A 14,277-nucleotide genomic window follows, 5' to 3' on the forward strand; every position below is an offset into this window, starting at 1 on the left:
TCGCCAGGACGCGGTGCTCGTGGGCATCGCCGGCACGGTGACGACGCTCTTCACCGTGCGGCACGCCATCGATCCGTATGACGCCGCGCGCGTCCAGGGTGGCACCCTCACGCTCGCGGAGTTGGAGGCACTGGCGGACCAGATGTGCCGGATGCCGCTCGCCGAGCGCCAGAAGCTGCCGGGCCTGCAGCCCAAGCGCGCGGACGTGATTCCCGCCGGAGCCCTCATCCTGCTCGAGAGCCTGCGGGCGCTCGGGCTCGAGCGCTGCCGGGTGAGCGACCGGGGCCTGCGTTGGGGCCTGCTCGCGTACCGTTTCGGAGCCCCCCAGTCATGAGTACGACCACCGCCGTGGCCCCCTCCACCGAGCCCGCCGTGTCCGCCACGCGTACCAGCTACTACGCGCTGCTCATCCTCTCCCTCATCAACCTGGTCAACTACCTCGACCGGTACATCGTCACGGTCGCCCTGCCCTACATCAAGCAGGACTTCCAGCTCACCAACACCCAGGCGGGCTACCTGGGCAGCTTCTTCATGCTGGTGTTCATGCTGGCCTCCCCGGTGAGTGGCTTCCTCGGGGATCGGCTGCCGCGGCGCTACCTGGTGGCCGCGGGCGTGCTGCTCTGGAGCCTGGCGACGGGGGCCTCGGGACTGGCCACCACCTTCTTCGCGCTGATGGTGGCGCGGGCCTGCGTGGGCATCGGCGAGGCCGGGTATGGCGCGGTGGCCCCGTCCATCATCTCCGACCTCTTCCCGCGCCAGCAGCGCACGCGGGTGCTGTCCTTCTTCTACATCGCCATCCCCGTGGGAGCGGCGGCCGGCTACGGGCTGGGCGGGTGGCTGAGCGAGGCCTACTCGTGGCACATGGCCTTCTTCGTGGGCGGCGCGCCGGGCCTGGTGCTGGGCGCCATGGCTTTCTTCATGCCCGAGCCCCAGCGCGGCGCCATGGACGGGCCCGAGGCCCAGACGAAGCTACCCTTCCAGGTGGGCCTCAAGGGATTGGCGAACAACAAGTCCTTCTGGTGGACCACGGCGGGCTACACGCTGATGACGTTCTCCATCGGCGGGCTCGGGTACTGGCTGCCCACCTTCCTCGTCAACGAGCGCGGGATGACTCCGGGGAGCGCGGGCTTCAGCTCCGGCGCCGTCACCGCCACCGCGGGCCTGGTGGGAACACTGGCCGGCGGTTGGCTGGGTGACAAGATGGACCGGCGGATGGAGGGTGGTGGCCTGCGCATGTCGGGCGTGGGATTGCTGGTCGCGGCTCCCCTCATGTTCCTCGCGATGAAGGTGGACTCGCACGTGCCGATGTTCGCCATCATCTTCCTGGCGCAGTTCTTCATCTTCCTCAACAGCGGCCCCATCAACGCGGCCATCGTCAATGGCGTGCCGCCGGCGTTCCGCGCCTTCGCCATGGGGCTGAACGTGCTGTTCATCCACATGCTGGGCGATGCCATCTCGCCCACCGCCATCGGCAAGGTGGCGGACCTGAGCAGCTTGAGCTTCGCCATCGAGCTCAATGCCCTGCCGGTGCTGCTGGGCGGACTCTCGCTGTTGATGGCGGGCAAGCTGTTCAAGCACGTCTCGGCCTGAGGTCCGGAGTACTGGAGGCGCTATGGGCAGTCCGCTATTCACCCCGCTGACGCTGCGCGGGCTCACCCTCAAGAATCGCATCGTCGTCTCGCCCATGTGCCAGTACTCGAGCGAGGACGGCTTCGCGAACGACTGGCACTTCGTCCACCTCGGCACCCGGGCCGTCGGGGGCGCGGGGTTGATCATCTTCGAGGCCACCGCCGTCGAGGCCATCGGGCGCATCTCGCCGCAGGACCTGGGCATCTGGAAGGACGAGCACATCGCGCCGCTGGCGCGCATCACGCGCTTCATCCACGAGCAGGGCTCGGTGGCGGGCATCCAACTCGCGCACGCGGGGCGCAAGGCGTCCACGGCGCAACCCTGGAAGGGCGGTGCCCCCATTCCTCCCAGCGAGAAGGACGGCTGGAAGCCCGTGGGGCCGAGCCCCGTGCCCTTCGACGCGGAGCACACGGTGCCGGAGGCGCTCGATGAGGCGGGCATCCAACGGGTGGTGCGGGCCTTCGTCGAGGCCACCGAGCGCGCGAAGGCCGCGGGGTTCCGCCATGTGGAGCTCCACGCCGCGCACGGCTACCTGCTCCACGAGTTCCTCTCGCCGCTGTCCAACCAGCGCACGGACCGGTATGGCGGCTCGTTCGAGAACCGCGTGCGGCTCACCCGCGAGGTGGTGCAGGCGGTGCGCAAGCGCTGGCCCGAGGAGCTGCCCCTCTTCGTGCGCATCTCAGCCACGGACTGGGCCGAGGGCGGATGGAACCTCGACGAGTCGGTGGCGCTCGCGAAGCTGCTGAAGCAGGACGGCGTGGACCTCATCGACTGCTCCTCGGGAGCGCTGGTGCCGGGGGTGAAGATCTCCGCGGGACCCGGCTACCAGACGCCCTTCGCCGAGCGCATCCGCAAGGAGGCCGGCATCGCCACCGGCGCCGTGGGCTTCATCCGCTCCGCCTTCCAGGCCGACCACATCCTGCGCACGGAGCAGGCGGACGTGGTCATCCTCGCCCGGGAGCTGCTGCGCAACCCCTACTGGCCCCTGCACGCGGCGCGCGAGCTCCACGCCACCGTGCCCTGGCCTCCCCAGTACGAGCGCGCCCAGGATTGAACCGCGCTCCGTTCCTCACGGAGCCGCGGCCCCGCCGAGGGCTCCGCGAGGGATTCCGAAGTGCTCCAGCAGGGCCCGCTCGATGTCCTCCGCCGTTGCGAGCAGCCGCTCCTCGCGCTGGCCCCGCTCGGTGACGATGAGCCGGTTGCCACTCAGCGTCACCCGCCCCGTGGGCGTCTTGAGCGAGCAGAGCGTGTTCTTGAGGAAGAACGAGTCGGGCGAGGTCTGGTGGTACCGGCACATCTCCGAGAACTCCTCCAACCGCCTCGGCACGCGCGAGAACACATAGAGGAGCTTCCTCGTGCCGCCCGGCACATCCTGGAAGAGCGACCAGTCCTCCCCGAGCCGCTCCAGGTGGAAGCGCAGTCCTCCCGAGTCCCACGGCCCTGGAACGAGCGGGGGCGGCTCGACGAAGCCTTCACCGAAGCCCACGTCCACGAGCCAGGAGGAACCGTCCAGGGAGACCTCCAGCACGAGGTGATCGAACTCGGGGCCGGAGGGGTGGATGCCGTCCGGTGATACCCGCCCGGACAGGTACGTCACCTGGAAACCCAGGGCGCGCAGAAGCGCGGCGAACAGGCCATTCAGCTCGTAGCAGAACCCACCGCGGTTGCGCCGGACGACCTTGTCGAAGAAGGCCGCCTCGTCGAGCACGATGGGGCGCCGGCTGTGGACATCGAGGTTCTCGAAGGGCACGGACTCGAGGTGCCGGTGGTGCAGCGCGCGCAGGGTCTCCAGCGTGGGTGCCCGAGGCCCCTCGTATCCCAGCCTCCGCAGGTACTGGCCGATGTCCATGACTCCCCCGTCCGCGGCGCGAAAGCACGCCTCGCGCAGTATAGGTCAGACGGAGGAGGGGGTCAGGCCCGCCAGGGACTGGCGAGCCTCGGACGGGCCATCAGAGATAGAGCACGCAGGAGTAGGTCCTGCTGCTGACGTTCGACCAGTTCCCGTTGCTGTCCTGCACCTTGAACTCGAAAGTGACCGACTGGAGGGGCCAGTACTTGTTCTCGGCGGTCCGCGCCTCGCAGCCGAAGTTCTGGGTGAGCGAGCCCTGGAACCAGCCGTACCCCTCGCCCTGCACGGAGTCCTGCCAGTAGGCGGTGTGAGACCCGGTGCCCAGACCGACGCTCCCCGTGCACCGGACCACGTAGTTCGAGGTCCGCGTGCAGGAGAGGGAGGTCGTGGGAGGGCAGTACTGGCTGAAGGACGCGGTGACCGAGTGGGGGCTGTCGTAGCAGGTGGTGCGATTGCCACCGCTGTCCACGATCATGGGGAACGCCTTCACCTCCAGGTTGTGCCCTCCGCACCCCATCCCCCCGGCGCTGAAGTTCCAGCCCCCCGAGGTTCCGAGATACTCGGAGGCGCTCCGCAGGGAGCCATCCACCCAGAACTCCGTCCGCACCCCATTGGCGCCGGTGGTCACCGCCCAGTTTCCAGCGCCGGCCGCGATCCCCTCGTACGAGCTGACCCCCGCGATGTTCAGTCCGGAGACGCCCAGGCCGACGCACAGCGGCGACTGCTGCGTACCCAATTGCTCCCCAGCCGGAACCAGCGCGTCCTCGGGAGCTCCACCGCAAGCGGCCAGCAGCAGCCCGGACATCAGCGAACAGGTGATGGAACGAATCGTCTTCTGCGGCTTCAAGGCATTCCTCCGAGCATCAACCGGCCCAATCCGAGGAATCTGTACGATATCCGCAAAACAAGATCAACATGCCAGGGCCTGAATCCCTCATATCAGGCCGCCAGGCGCTTCCACCCAGACGCCGGAACCGCCACCCGCGAGCGCGCCGCCAGGTCCTCGAACAGCACGCGCGCCTGCTCACTCCAGGTGGGCCACGAGAAGTCCACCACCGGCTGGCGGCCCTCGCGGATGAGCCGCTCCACCTTCGCGCCCAGGTCCCCTTCGCGGTGGATGTCGAAGAACGTCGCGTGTGCCGCCACCAGCTCTCGGAAGACGGGGATGTCGTTCGCGAGCACCGGCGTCCCCAGCGAGAGCGCCTCGATGAGCGGCAGGCCGAAGCCCTCGGCCTCCGAGGCCTGGAGCAGCCCCGCGGCGTCCCGGTACAGCAGCGCGAGGTCTCCATCCTCCACACCCTCCAGCCAGAGCAGCGAGCCGTGCAGGTACGGGTTGGCGCTCAGCGCCTCGTGGATCTCCCCGTTCTTCCACCCACCGCCGCCCACGATGACGAGCTGGACCTGGACCCCACGGCGCCAGAGCGACTCGAACTCCGCGAGCACCTTCAGGTGGTGCTTCTTCGGCTCGATGGAGCCGACCATCAGGAAGTACGGAGGCCCCTCGCGAACGGCCCTGACCGCCGGTGACGTCACCTCCGCGGGGACCTGCTCGCTCCTCGCGAAGTCTCGGCCATGGTGCAACACCGTGCCGCCTGGGAGCTGCCGGTGGAAACGGCTCGCGTTGACCGCGGCCACCGAGCCCCGGGTGAACTCCGAGACGTAATAGATGTGATCGCTGTGGCTCAGCACCTCGAATACCCAGCGCTCGAACTGCTCCCGCCAGGGGGACTCGTAGAACTCCGGGTGGGTGATGGGCAGGATGTCATGCACCAGCGGGCACAGGACGAGCCCCCTGCTCCGCAGCCGCATGTAGAGGCCCGGCCGGGTGTCATGCCAGTACGCGGGCATGAAGAGGACCTCCCCCGGCTGGAACTCCACACGCTTCCCGAGGAAGCCGTTGACGCGCTGCTTGAGGGAGAAGTAGCCGGCGCGAAAACCCTTGTGGAGCACGTTCTTCCAGAGGTCGAAGAACTCGAACGACAGCAGCAGGCTGGCGAGCCGCAAGAAGGGCACCACGCACGACACGGCCCCGAGCCGCAGCACGTGCAGCACGAAGTAGAGCCACGACCGGAGGAGCTGATGCAGGCTCCGGAGTCCCGGCTGACGGCGGAAGCGCCGGAGGTTGCTCCCGACGAGGAAGGGACGGGCATCGATGAGCTCTCCGTTCTGGATGTACACGGGGACGACCTCGAGCCCATATGCGTCGCCGAGCGCGTAGCCCTCCTCGAGGTACGCATAGGCGACGCGTGGAATGCCGGTCACCCGGGTCCGGTAATCCACCAGCGTGAAGTCGACGAAGATCCGGCGTCTGCTTTCCTGCCTCATGGAGCCCCCCCCTTCATGTGGACAGGTGAAGCCTCTAACAGCGCTGAATCGGACCGGGCAGCCCGTGGCCCACCGACCTATCCACCCGCGTACATCTCGACGAGCCCTGGGGCTGGGGGTCCCTGGTGCGAGCCCATGCCCATGCCTACTCCTCCAGGGCCATGTGTCCGAAACGGGCCAGAGGTTGGTGGGCGGGAGTGGCGCTGCTCTCGGTGCTGGGGGCCTGTACCCGGGTACAAGAGACTCCGCCGAACGCACGGGTTCCGGAGCACGTGCGGGATGAGACCGCGCCATTTCCTCCCCGGGTGCTCCCGCACGACTGGCACGCCTTCGACACCCGCTTCCTCCACTACGTCTCCATCCAGGTGTCGCCCGAGCACCTCGAGGCCCTGGAGTACGATCACGAACAGCGCATCCCCTGTGACATCACCCTCAACGGGGTGTCGATACACAACGCGGGCATCCGCCAGAAGGGCAACTGGGGCTCGGGGTCCACCCTGTCGGGCAAGCCCGGTTGGAGCCTGAAATTCGATGAGTTCATCAAGGGCCAGCGCTACCAGGGGCTGGACAAGCTGCTGCTGAACAACGCCATCCAGGACCGCGGCCTGCTCAACGAGCACCTCGCGTACGAGCTCCACCGCCAGGCGGGGCTCGCCGCTCCACGCACCGCGCATGCGCTGGTGGTGCTCAACGGGAAGGTCTACGGCTTCTACGTGGTACGCGAGGCCTACGACTCACGCGCCCTGCGGGGGATGTTCGGCAACGGCGATGGCAACCTCTACGAGGGCCCCTGCTGCGTGGACTTCGCCGCTCCGCTGGGAAGCCCCGCCCTGTTGGACCTCAAGGACGAGCAGAAGGAAGGACGCACGCGCGACGACCTGCGGGCGCTGGCCGCCATCGTCGAGACGGCTCCGGACGACACGCTGGAGCAGCAACTGGAGGCCGTGCTCGACGTGGATGCGTGGCTCACCAGCTACGCGCTGGAAGTGGCTCTGGCGCACTGGGATGGATACACGCTCAACCTCAACAACTATTACGTCTACCACCGGCCGCGGGATGGGCGTTTCGTCTTCCTGCCACACGGGATGGACCAGTTGATGGATCGGCCGGACCTCGACCCGTTCCAGGTGCCCCGTTCTCGTCTGGCGCAGCGGGTACGGGAGCACCCGTCCCTGAACGCGCGATTCCTCGCTCGGCTGAACACGGTGGTCCGCGAGGTCTGGAGCGATGCGGCGATGCAGGCCCGCGCCGAGGCGGTGCGCACCGTCATCGAGTCCGCGCCGCGTGACGACGCACGGGTCCGTGTGGAGCTGAAGGACTTCCAGGCGCGCTTTCCGCTCCAGCTCGAGCTGTTTCGCGGCCGCCGCATCCTCCTCGAAGGGCACTTGCCGTCCGAGCCGTGACGCGGCCCCTCAGCTCGAGTTTCGCACTTTTGGGCCGCGCGCCCGGAGTCCAGCTTGCCTGAGGCCGGCACAGGAGAGCGGAGGCGGAGCGCGCGTCGGCAGGACATTAGAGGTCTGCTGGAGAAAATGACGGCGGAGGTGGGTCGCCGAACCGGTGCGCGAGCACTGCCTCGGTCCGACAGGAGGCTGGCCATGATGCTGCCCGACATGTTCCTGCAACTGGTGCTGCGGGTAGCAGGAGGGGGCAGCGACCCTAAGCACCATTCGGCGCCCTATCGGCTATTCGCCGCGGCCCGCTGGTGGGTCTCACAAGCGTGGCGAGCGCCTGCCCTCGCCGCAACAGATGCTCGAGCAACAACAGGCACGCCGCCTGACGCCGCACCTTCATGGCCGTCAGGGACAAGGTGCGCATGGTGGATGCGGTGGCTCACTGGTACTCCGCGCCCCACCGCCCACTCAAATGAGTAAGGAGGGCTCAATCCTTCAAACTATCGAGAAACCGTGTGAAGTTGTCCGCCACGAAGAGGATGGCATCCTCACCTTCTCCCTCGGGAAAAATAAACACAATCCTGGGGTTGCGAGGAGTTTGCCTGTAGTCGAAGCAGAAATAATTGCTCCCTATGTTACGGGCGAAAGGATACAGCCCTGGGGGGATATGCTCTCTGAGGAAGTCATATGCCCACTGCACGGACTCCTCTGGCATGGTTGAGTTGGTGCTGACTGTCAGCAGGATTCCAACGCCTGTGGTGCCATCAAGTACCGTGATTCCATTGGGGTGTGGTGTGCACCCTTGATACATTGCGGCAACCTTCTTGTAGTCTTCTGGGAGCGACACTCCCCAGAGAGCTTCGATTTCTTGGAATTCCTCAAAAGTTGCCCGACACAAGTTCGGCCAGACATAAGGCTTCCATGTGACTGAACTCATTTTTTGTAGCCTCCTCCCCAGATAGACATGCCACCAGTGTGGTCAAATGAAAACGCACCGTGTTCGGACCGCCCAACCAATTGCATCTTACCGACATCTTGATGGTGATGCCAGGTATAGCCCTTGGGAGGGTTGCTCGAATTCTGAAGTGCCGAAAGGTCCGACTCGGTAAGCCCGAGTCGTTTCGCTAGAGATGGGTCTTCTCTCGCGGCCTTTACAAGCGATTGATTCGACGCTTTGAAATGCGCTGCGTGATCTCTCGATCCAATATGAGAGTCATCGAGAGTCGTATCGAACTCACTCTTGAAGACAGGGAACCCGTCTTTATCGAAATGAACAGTATGCCCACCCTTGGTGACGTCTTGGTTGCGGTGTTTGTATCCTTTGTTCTGAATAGGATCGGGCGGATGCTTTGAACCTGGGAATGGTTCTATTTTGCCATCGGGTAGCAGCTTGGGTTTTCGATGCGCGGAACGACGTACCAGGGGGTTCCGCTTGTCCGTCACACCTTTGATGGTTTCATCGATCCTGCGGCGAAGCGCCTTCGAGAGATTTCCCACCAGCGTGGCGAGCCCATCCAGCTTGCTGAACAGGGTGGTGAGCACCTCTCCGGCCTTGCCCGCTGCTCCAATGGCTTTGCGCAGCTTGGACAACATTCCAGTGATGCGGGCGGCGAGCGCTGAGGCCCCAGCCGCGGCGCAAAGTGCACCGATGATGATCAAAATGATGGTGATCAGTACCTCGGGCAGCAGATACCCCTCGACCATGCCGATGCCTTCAGCCCAGAAGTTCGGCGTCATCATCATGATGACAGTCATGATCGTGTTGGCGGCGCGCTTGAACACATCCGTCTCACGCGCGACCTCGATCATGTTCTGCACCCAATCAGCACTATCCTTGACCAGTGCTTTGATTAACTCCCCTGCCTCGCCAGGCAAGTTCGCCAGTGCCGCGAGTGCCGATTCAATGGCCGCAACCGACCCCTTGGAGAAGGCCTTGAATAGGGTCATCAACTGGTCACGCCGGTCCCACAACTCAGTCGCGCCATTCCACAGTTGTAGCCCCAGCTTGCCCAGCTCGACCGAAATCAAAATAATCGGTGAGGCTTTCTCATACCAAGGCAAGTCTTCGTACCAGGAGGCAACATTGCGCGCGCCGCTCTTGATGCCGTCCCATGCTTGACCCGCCACATCGCTGAGGCTGGCCCAAAAATCCACCTCACCTTCCCACCACGCGCCAAGGCCACGGAGCTCGCCACGGCGTTTCGCCTCTGGAACCGACCACCAGCCATGTTTCGACCACTCTGCAATCCATGGCTGGAGGATTGCTCGCATGGACGTCTCGAAGGTCGAGAGCTGGCTGTAGATCTGCTTCTCGAGATCGTTCGCTTGCCCTGGGTCGCCAGTCGGCACGAGCGCGATGAGTGCAGGGCCTGACGGGACACCACTCTGACGGTAGCCCCCCAACTCCGTGCGCACGTCAGCATGGGGCTGCCCATCCTCCTTGCCAAATGCGGACAGCCCCTTGGTTAGAGGTCCATCGGCCACAATGCTCCCCGAGACTTCAATGCGCACCTGACAATCCGTAACCGGGGTAGCCCACGGATCATCATAGACTGCTTGCACTCCGATCCAGCCCAGGCATTCCTTGACTGGACTGTCAACCGAGCCTGTCTCAGCTTCAGCGCTTGCCTGAGAGCGGTTGAGCGCGCCTGTGCCCGTCATCGCCATGATTCACCCTTTGGCAGCGTATTCGTGGAGGGTGCGCCTGATGTGAGGTGGTCGGCAGCTCGGTAGATAGCCCAGAAGCGCTCCGTCTCGGGAGGGCAGTGCACACCAGGATCCGGAAATGCAAACAAGCGTACGGCAGTCGGTAGTTTGGTCTCGAAATTCGGACCGAACAACAGCTCCAGCACAATCAGTCGATGCAAATACTCCTTGCGTTGGAAGTTCTGTGCACGAAACCGGTCGAACGCGGCTTGTACCCGACTACGGAGTTCAGCATGGGGGGACTGGCCAAGTTCAACTGGAAAGTCGGCACGAATTCGGGCCGTGACCCGGTCGAGATAGGTGTGAACTGTGCTCTGGGCCAGTACATGGAGCTGTGTCTTGGTAAGAGAAAACACATATCACCTACTGGAAGAAGTTGAATCAAAATCGCCCATCCGTCGCCCACCCGTTCTCACTCTTTTCCTGCGTCTGCGACCTGCTGAGGCTCCTCTTGAAGGGACCTGAGTCTAGCCTATTGGGTTGGAAGCATGTACGACGGGGTGATGATTCCCAGACAACAGGGAAAATGAAAGGTGAGCATAGGGCGGATGGGACAGTGTTGAGGGGAGAGGGCTGGTGCAGAACCGAAGGACGGCGTATCGGCAAGAAAGGGCACCTCAAGGAGCGCACGAATCGGCCAAGTCCCCCTGCGGGTCCACTCCAGCCAGCACGCAGGTGGCCACCGAGTGTACACGCACGCGCCGCGCTCGGCTCCTGCGCATCTCCTGCGACTATGTCCAAGAACTTCGTGGACACGCCCCCAACCCCTCACTGCCCGCGCTTGCGGACGGAGATCTCCACGATGAAGTCCGGGCCCCGCTCCGCGTCCGGCTCGGTCCGCGCCAGCACCGCGGGCCGGTCGTCTCCCGTCCACAGGCCCAGCAAGTCGTAGGTCATCCACTGCGCCAGCGAGCGCGCCACCCGCTGCGCTCCCTCGCGTGACACCGTCGAGAGCGAGCCCTGCGCGTCCATCAGCCCTCGCACCAGCCGCGCCGGCACCATCCAGCACTCGGCGCGCAGCGAGGGCGGCACCAGGAACAGGCAGAACGAGGCCTCCGTCTGCCCCAGCAGCCCGTCCACCTGCTCGCGCCCGAGCCGCAGGTTCTGTGCCCACTCGCCCCGGTGCTCCAGCTTCCTCGCCAGCACCAGCACCGCGCGCTTCGTCGTCAGGAAGGAGTCCACCTCCACCTTCAGCACGAACGCCAGCTCCACTCCCGCGGGCCTCGCGTTCTCCGGCGCCGGCTCGCCCTCCACCGGCTCCCTCGCCCTCCGGTACTGGAGGTCCAGCTCCAACGGCACCGGCTGCCCCTGCGAGAGGAGAATCGACAGGTCCGAGCGGATGCTCTCGAACTCGTGCCGCAGATCCTCGAGCAGCCGCGTCACCAGCCGCGCCTCGTCCTCCCGGAAGTGCTCCGGGTAGCGCGCCGAGAAGTCCCGCTCCACGCGGCTGAACGCGCCCAGCAGCAATTCCTCCAGGTCCCGGTCCTTCAGCCACGTCCGGCCCCCGCCGAGCGTCATCGCCCCGGCGGCCCTCAAGTGGCGCAGCGCCCCCGTCAGCGTCGCGGGCGTCGCCGGCTCGGGCGCGGACTCCGCCCCGTGGGTCAGCCACGCGTTGATGGCCCGCACACGGAAGCGCACGCGCGTGGACGGGTGCTCGCCCAGCCGGCGCAACTGCCGCCGGTCCGTGCCCGTCTTCACCAGCGACAGCGTCACCAGCTCGGCCTCCGAGGCCGCCGCGTCCGGCGCGCACCACAGGAAGAACTCGATGGCCGCCTTGCGCAACACCGGCTTCTTCGCGAACCGCCGCGTCACCTCCTGCCTCCACGCCGCCAGCTCGTCCGCTCCGGGCCGCCGCTCCGACTCCACCCGCGGCCACAGGTCCGCGCACTCCTCCGCCAGCCAGTACAGCGCCTCCGCCACCGGCAGCTCGCGCACCCGCTCCCGCGCCTGGTTCCTCCGCTCGAAGGCATCCTCCGAGCCCTGCCGCAGCCCCACCCGGAAGATGCGCTCCTCCAGCCACAGCAACACCAGCGCCAGCCCCGGCTCCGCCTTCGGCTTCAGGTGCTCCCAGCACTTGTCCGCCACCACCCGGTGCCGCTCGAGCTCCTTGTCCTCGTGGATGCTGGCCACCAGCGCCTGCAGGGCGCCTCGCAGGCCCTCCACCGGCGCCTCGAAGTACACCAGCAGCTCACTCAGGCTCTCGATGACCGCCAACGCGCCTCCCTCTTCGAGGTTCCTGGTCAGCAGCAGGCTCGCCCGCGTGCACCAGCGCGCCTCGCCCTTCCCGCTCGCGTAGCTCCCCAGGAAGCCGCGCAGCTCACTCCGGCCCTCGGGCGACGCCACCATCTGGAAGAGCTTCTCCTCCAGCACGTCCCGGCACTCGCGCCACGGAATCCGCGCCGCCCGCTCCCGGATGAAGGCCACCAGCTTGTCCCGGCCCTCGCGCAGGTGCGGCAGCAGCGCCCGGAGCTGATCCAACCGCCCGATGACCCGCTTCTCCGAGCCCAAGAGGAACTTCAGGTCCAGCTCCACCGTGTCGTGGAAGCGCAGCACCCGGCCGTCGAACGTGCAGCGCACGCCGCTCACCAGCTCCGTCAACGCCTCGGGGTGGCGCTTGAGGTAGCGCGTCAGCACCTTGGAGACCTCGGCGCCCACCTGCTCCATGAGCGGCCCCACGGCCTCCGCCTGGCCCTGAGCATTCAACGCCAGGACGAGCTGCTCCCGCCGGGAGATGAGCCGGTGGAGCAGCTCCCTCGGGGGCGCCGTGTAGGGCCACAGCAGCTCGCCGCCGTGGGCCAGCAGGAACAGCAGCTCGCCCGGAGAGCGCTCGCCGGAGTCCAGCCGGGACCAGGCCGCCGTCTGCGCCATCTCGCGCTCGTCCAGGGTGGCGCTCCGCACCCACTCGGCGAGCTGCTCCGACCACCGCGGACGCGACGACAGCACGGCGTCGGGGCTGGCCCCCGTCACCTGCTCATAGAGCGCCTGGATGGATTCAGGCCACCTGTCGTCACCCGGTTGCATGGTCGAGCACGGAAGCTCACTGCTCTGCTACCACAGCTGATGGCGCTCCGCCCTGGTCCAGTCGCGGCTGGTACTCCCCGGCCAGTTTCTCCACCTCGGCCGCCAGGCGCTCCCCTTCGGTGAGCAGCCTCGCCTTGAGCCGCCCCCGGCTGCCCAGCGTGAAGAACACGGCCACGTCATGCAGCAACACCTGCCAGCGATCGGAGAAGTACAGTGTGAAGAGCGCCAGCGGCGGCACGCCCAGCAGCGCCGTCAGCCCCAGCGGCGCCCCGCTCCACAGCCACGCCCCCACCGTCAGCGCCCCCCACCACGCCAGCGCCACCACCAGCGCCACGAGGAACTTCACCGTCGCCTGGACGTCCAGCTCGGCCTTGCGGCTGGCCCACCTCGGCAGCAGGTACGGCACGTAGAAGAGCCCCAGCCCCAGGGCGAACAGCGGCATGCCGAACACCAGCATCAGCAGGTTCTTCGCCACGAAGCGCGCCACCGGGCCCGTCCGGTACTCCAGCGCCAGGTCCGTGGGGTCCGCCCGCACCAGCTCCAGCCGGCGCAGGAAGGACACCATCTCGCCCCGCACCCGCTCGAAGCGCTCGGGCTGCTCGGAGCGGAAGAGTTGCAGGCCCCGCGCCCAGTTGCGCAGCCGATCGGGATCCCTCGCCTCCTTCTTCCGGAAGGCGAAGAGCTGCTCGGCCAACTGGATGAGCGGTAGATCCTCCCACTTGTCCAGGTTGAGCGTCACGGCGCGGAGCCCCTCGGCGACGCGCTCCGTGAGCCGGCGCACCGAGTCGTTCTCGCCCGCCGCGTCCGCCGGGAGGAAGTCCATCACCTCGATGGGGGTGCCCATCTCGATGAGCACCTCGCTGTGGAACAGGTTCTTGTCCGCGTAGGTGAGGCCCACCGGGACGATGCGCACCGGAGCGCCCTGCTTCGCCGCCCCGAGCGCGATGCGCGCCGCCCCCGTCTTCAGCTCCGCCAGCGAGGGCTCCGAGTGGCTCTTGCCCTCGGGGAAGAGGGTGATGGCCCGGCCGGCCACGAGTGCCCCGCGCGCCGCGTCCAGCGTCCCCTCGTTCTTGCCCATCTGCGAGGGGTCATCCTGCTTGCGGTACACCGGCAGCGCCCCGAGCCCCTTGAGCAGCCAGCCGATGACGGGAAGGCGGAAGAGCGGCTCCTTGGCCAGGAACGTCACGTGCCGGCGCGTGAGGATGAAGACGAGCGCCGGATCGATGAGCCCATTGGGGTGGTTGCCCACGAACATGACCGGGCCCTCGGGCTCGGCCGAGGGCGCATTCACCTTCACCCGGTAGAAGAGCCGAAGCGCCAGGGCCACCACCGCACGCACGATGCTGTAGAACACGC

General features: G+C 66.5%; 11 protein-coding genes. 4 read left to right on the plus strand and 7 right to left on the minus strand.

What is annotated here, in order from left to right:
• The 3 genes from Q664_RS08305 to Q664_RS08315 form a co-directional block, all read left to right on the plus strand.
• On the plus strand, nt 1–334 hold a 334-nt coding region (locus Q664_RS08305), incomplete at its 5' end, for a Ppx/GppA phosphatase family protein (RefSeq protein WP_043391916.1).
• On the plus strand, nt 331–1,590 hold the full coding sequence (locus Q664_RS08310; protein ID WP_043391919.1) for a spinster family MFS transporter: 1,260 nt from the start codon (nt 331–333) through the stop codon (nt 1,588–1,590). The genes Q664_RS08305 and Q664_RS08310, both read left to right, overlap by 4 nt.
• 22 nt (nt 1,591–1,612) lie before the next feature.
• Nucleotides 1,613–2,683, plus strand: coding sequence for an NADH:flavin oxidoreductase/NADH oxidase (locus Q664_RS08315; protein WP_043391921.1), 1,071 nt, complete (start codon nt 1,613–1,615; stop codon nt 2,681–2,683).
• Between the two features lie 15 nt (nt 2,684–2,698).
• On the opposite strand, the gene Q664_RS08320 is transcribed toward Q664_RS08315, so the two are convergent.
• From Q664_RS08320 to Q664_RS51760, 3 genes are all read right to left on the minus strand, one after another.
• Nucleotides 2,699–3,478, minus strand: coding sequence for an arylamine N-acetyltransferase family protein (locus Q664_RS08320; RefSeq protein ID WP_043391925.1), 780 nt, complete (start codon nt 3,476–3,478; stop codon nt 2,699–2,701).
• 100 nt (nt 3,479–3,578) lie between these two features.
• The gene (locus Q664_RS51755) at nt 3,579–4,325 is read right to left on the minus strand and encodes a hypothetical protein (RefSeq protein WP_052517838.1); all 747 of its coding nucleotides are present in this window, start codon (nt 4,323–4,325) and stop codon (nt 3,579–3,581) included.
• 92 nt (nt 4,326–4,417) lie between these two features.
• On the minus strand, nt 4,418–5,803 hold the full coding sequence (locus Q664_RS51760) for a glycosyltransferase family 4 protein (protein WP_052517839.1): 1,386 nt from the start codon (nt 5,801–5,803) through the stop codon (nt 4,418–4,420).
• Between the two features lie 197 nt (nt 5,804–6,000).
• On the opposite strand from Q664_RS51760, the gene Q664_RS08335 reads away from it, so the two are divergent.
• Nucleotides 6,001–7,206, plus strand: a complete 1,206-nt coding sequence (locus Q664_RS08335) for a CotH kinase family protein (RefSeq protein ID WP_160174362.1) — start codon at nt 6,001–6,003, stop codon at nt 7,204–7,206.
• A gap of 475 nt (nt 7,207–7,681) precedes the next feature.
• On the opposite strand, the gene Q664_RS54640 is transcribed toward Q664_RS08335, so the two are convergent.
• The 4 genes from Q664_RS54640 to Q664_RS08355 all read right to left on the minus strand — a co-directional run bounded on the left by Q664_RS54640 (nt 7,682) and on the right by Q664_RS08355 (nt 14,275).
• Complete coding sequence (locus Q664_RS54640) at nt 7,682–8,131, minus strand: SMI1/KNR4 family protein (RefSeq protein WP_075207383.1); 450 nt, start codon at nt 8,129–8,131, stop codon at nt 7,682–7,684.
• Nucleotides 8,128–9,861 (minus strand): HNH endonuclease, encoded by a 1,734-nt coding sequence (locus Q664_RS54645; RefSeq protein ID WP_084609623.1) that lies wholly within the window; start codon nt 9,859–9,861, stop codon nt 8,128–8,130. The genes Q664_RS54640 and Q664_RS54645 overlap by 4 nt, the downstream gene beginning before the upstream one ends.
• 807 nt (nt 9,862–10,668) lie before the next feature.
• The gene (locus tag Q664_RS08350; protein WP_043391928.1) at nt 10,669–12,921 is read right to left on the minus strand and encodes a hypothetical protein; all 2,253 of its coding nucleotides are present in this window, start codon (nt 12,919–12,921) and stop codon (nt 10,669–10,671) included.
• A gap of 16 nt (nt 12,922–12,937) precedes the next feature.
• Nucleotides 12,938–14,275 carry a lysophospholipid acyltransferase family protein gene (locus Q664_RS08355; protein ID WP_043392030.1) on the minus strand — a complete coding sequence of 446 codons (1,338 nt, stop codon included), beginning with the start codon at nt 14,273–14,275 and terminating at the stop codon, nt 12,938–12,940.
• Nucleotides 14,276–14,277 lie beyond the last annotated feature (2 nt).

Source organism: Archangium violaceum Cb vi76 (assembly GCF_000733295.1).
GTDB lineage: Bacteria > Myxococcota > Myxococcia > Myxococcales > Myxococcaceae > Archangium > Archangium violaceum.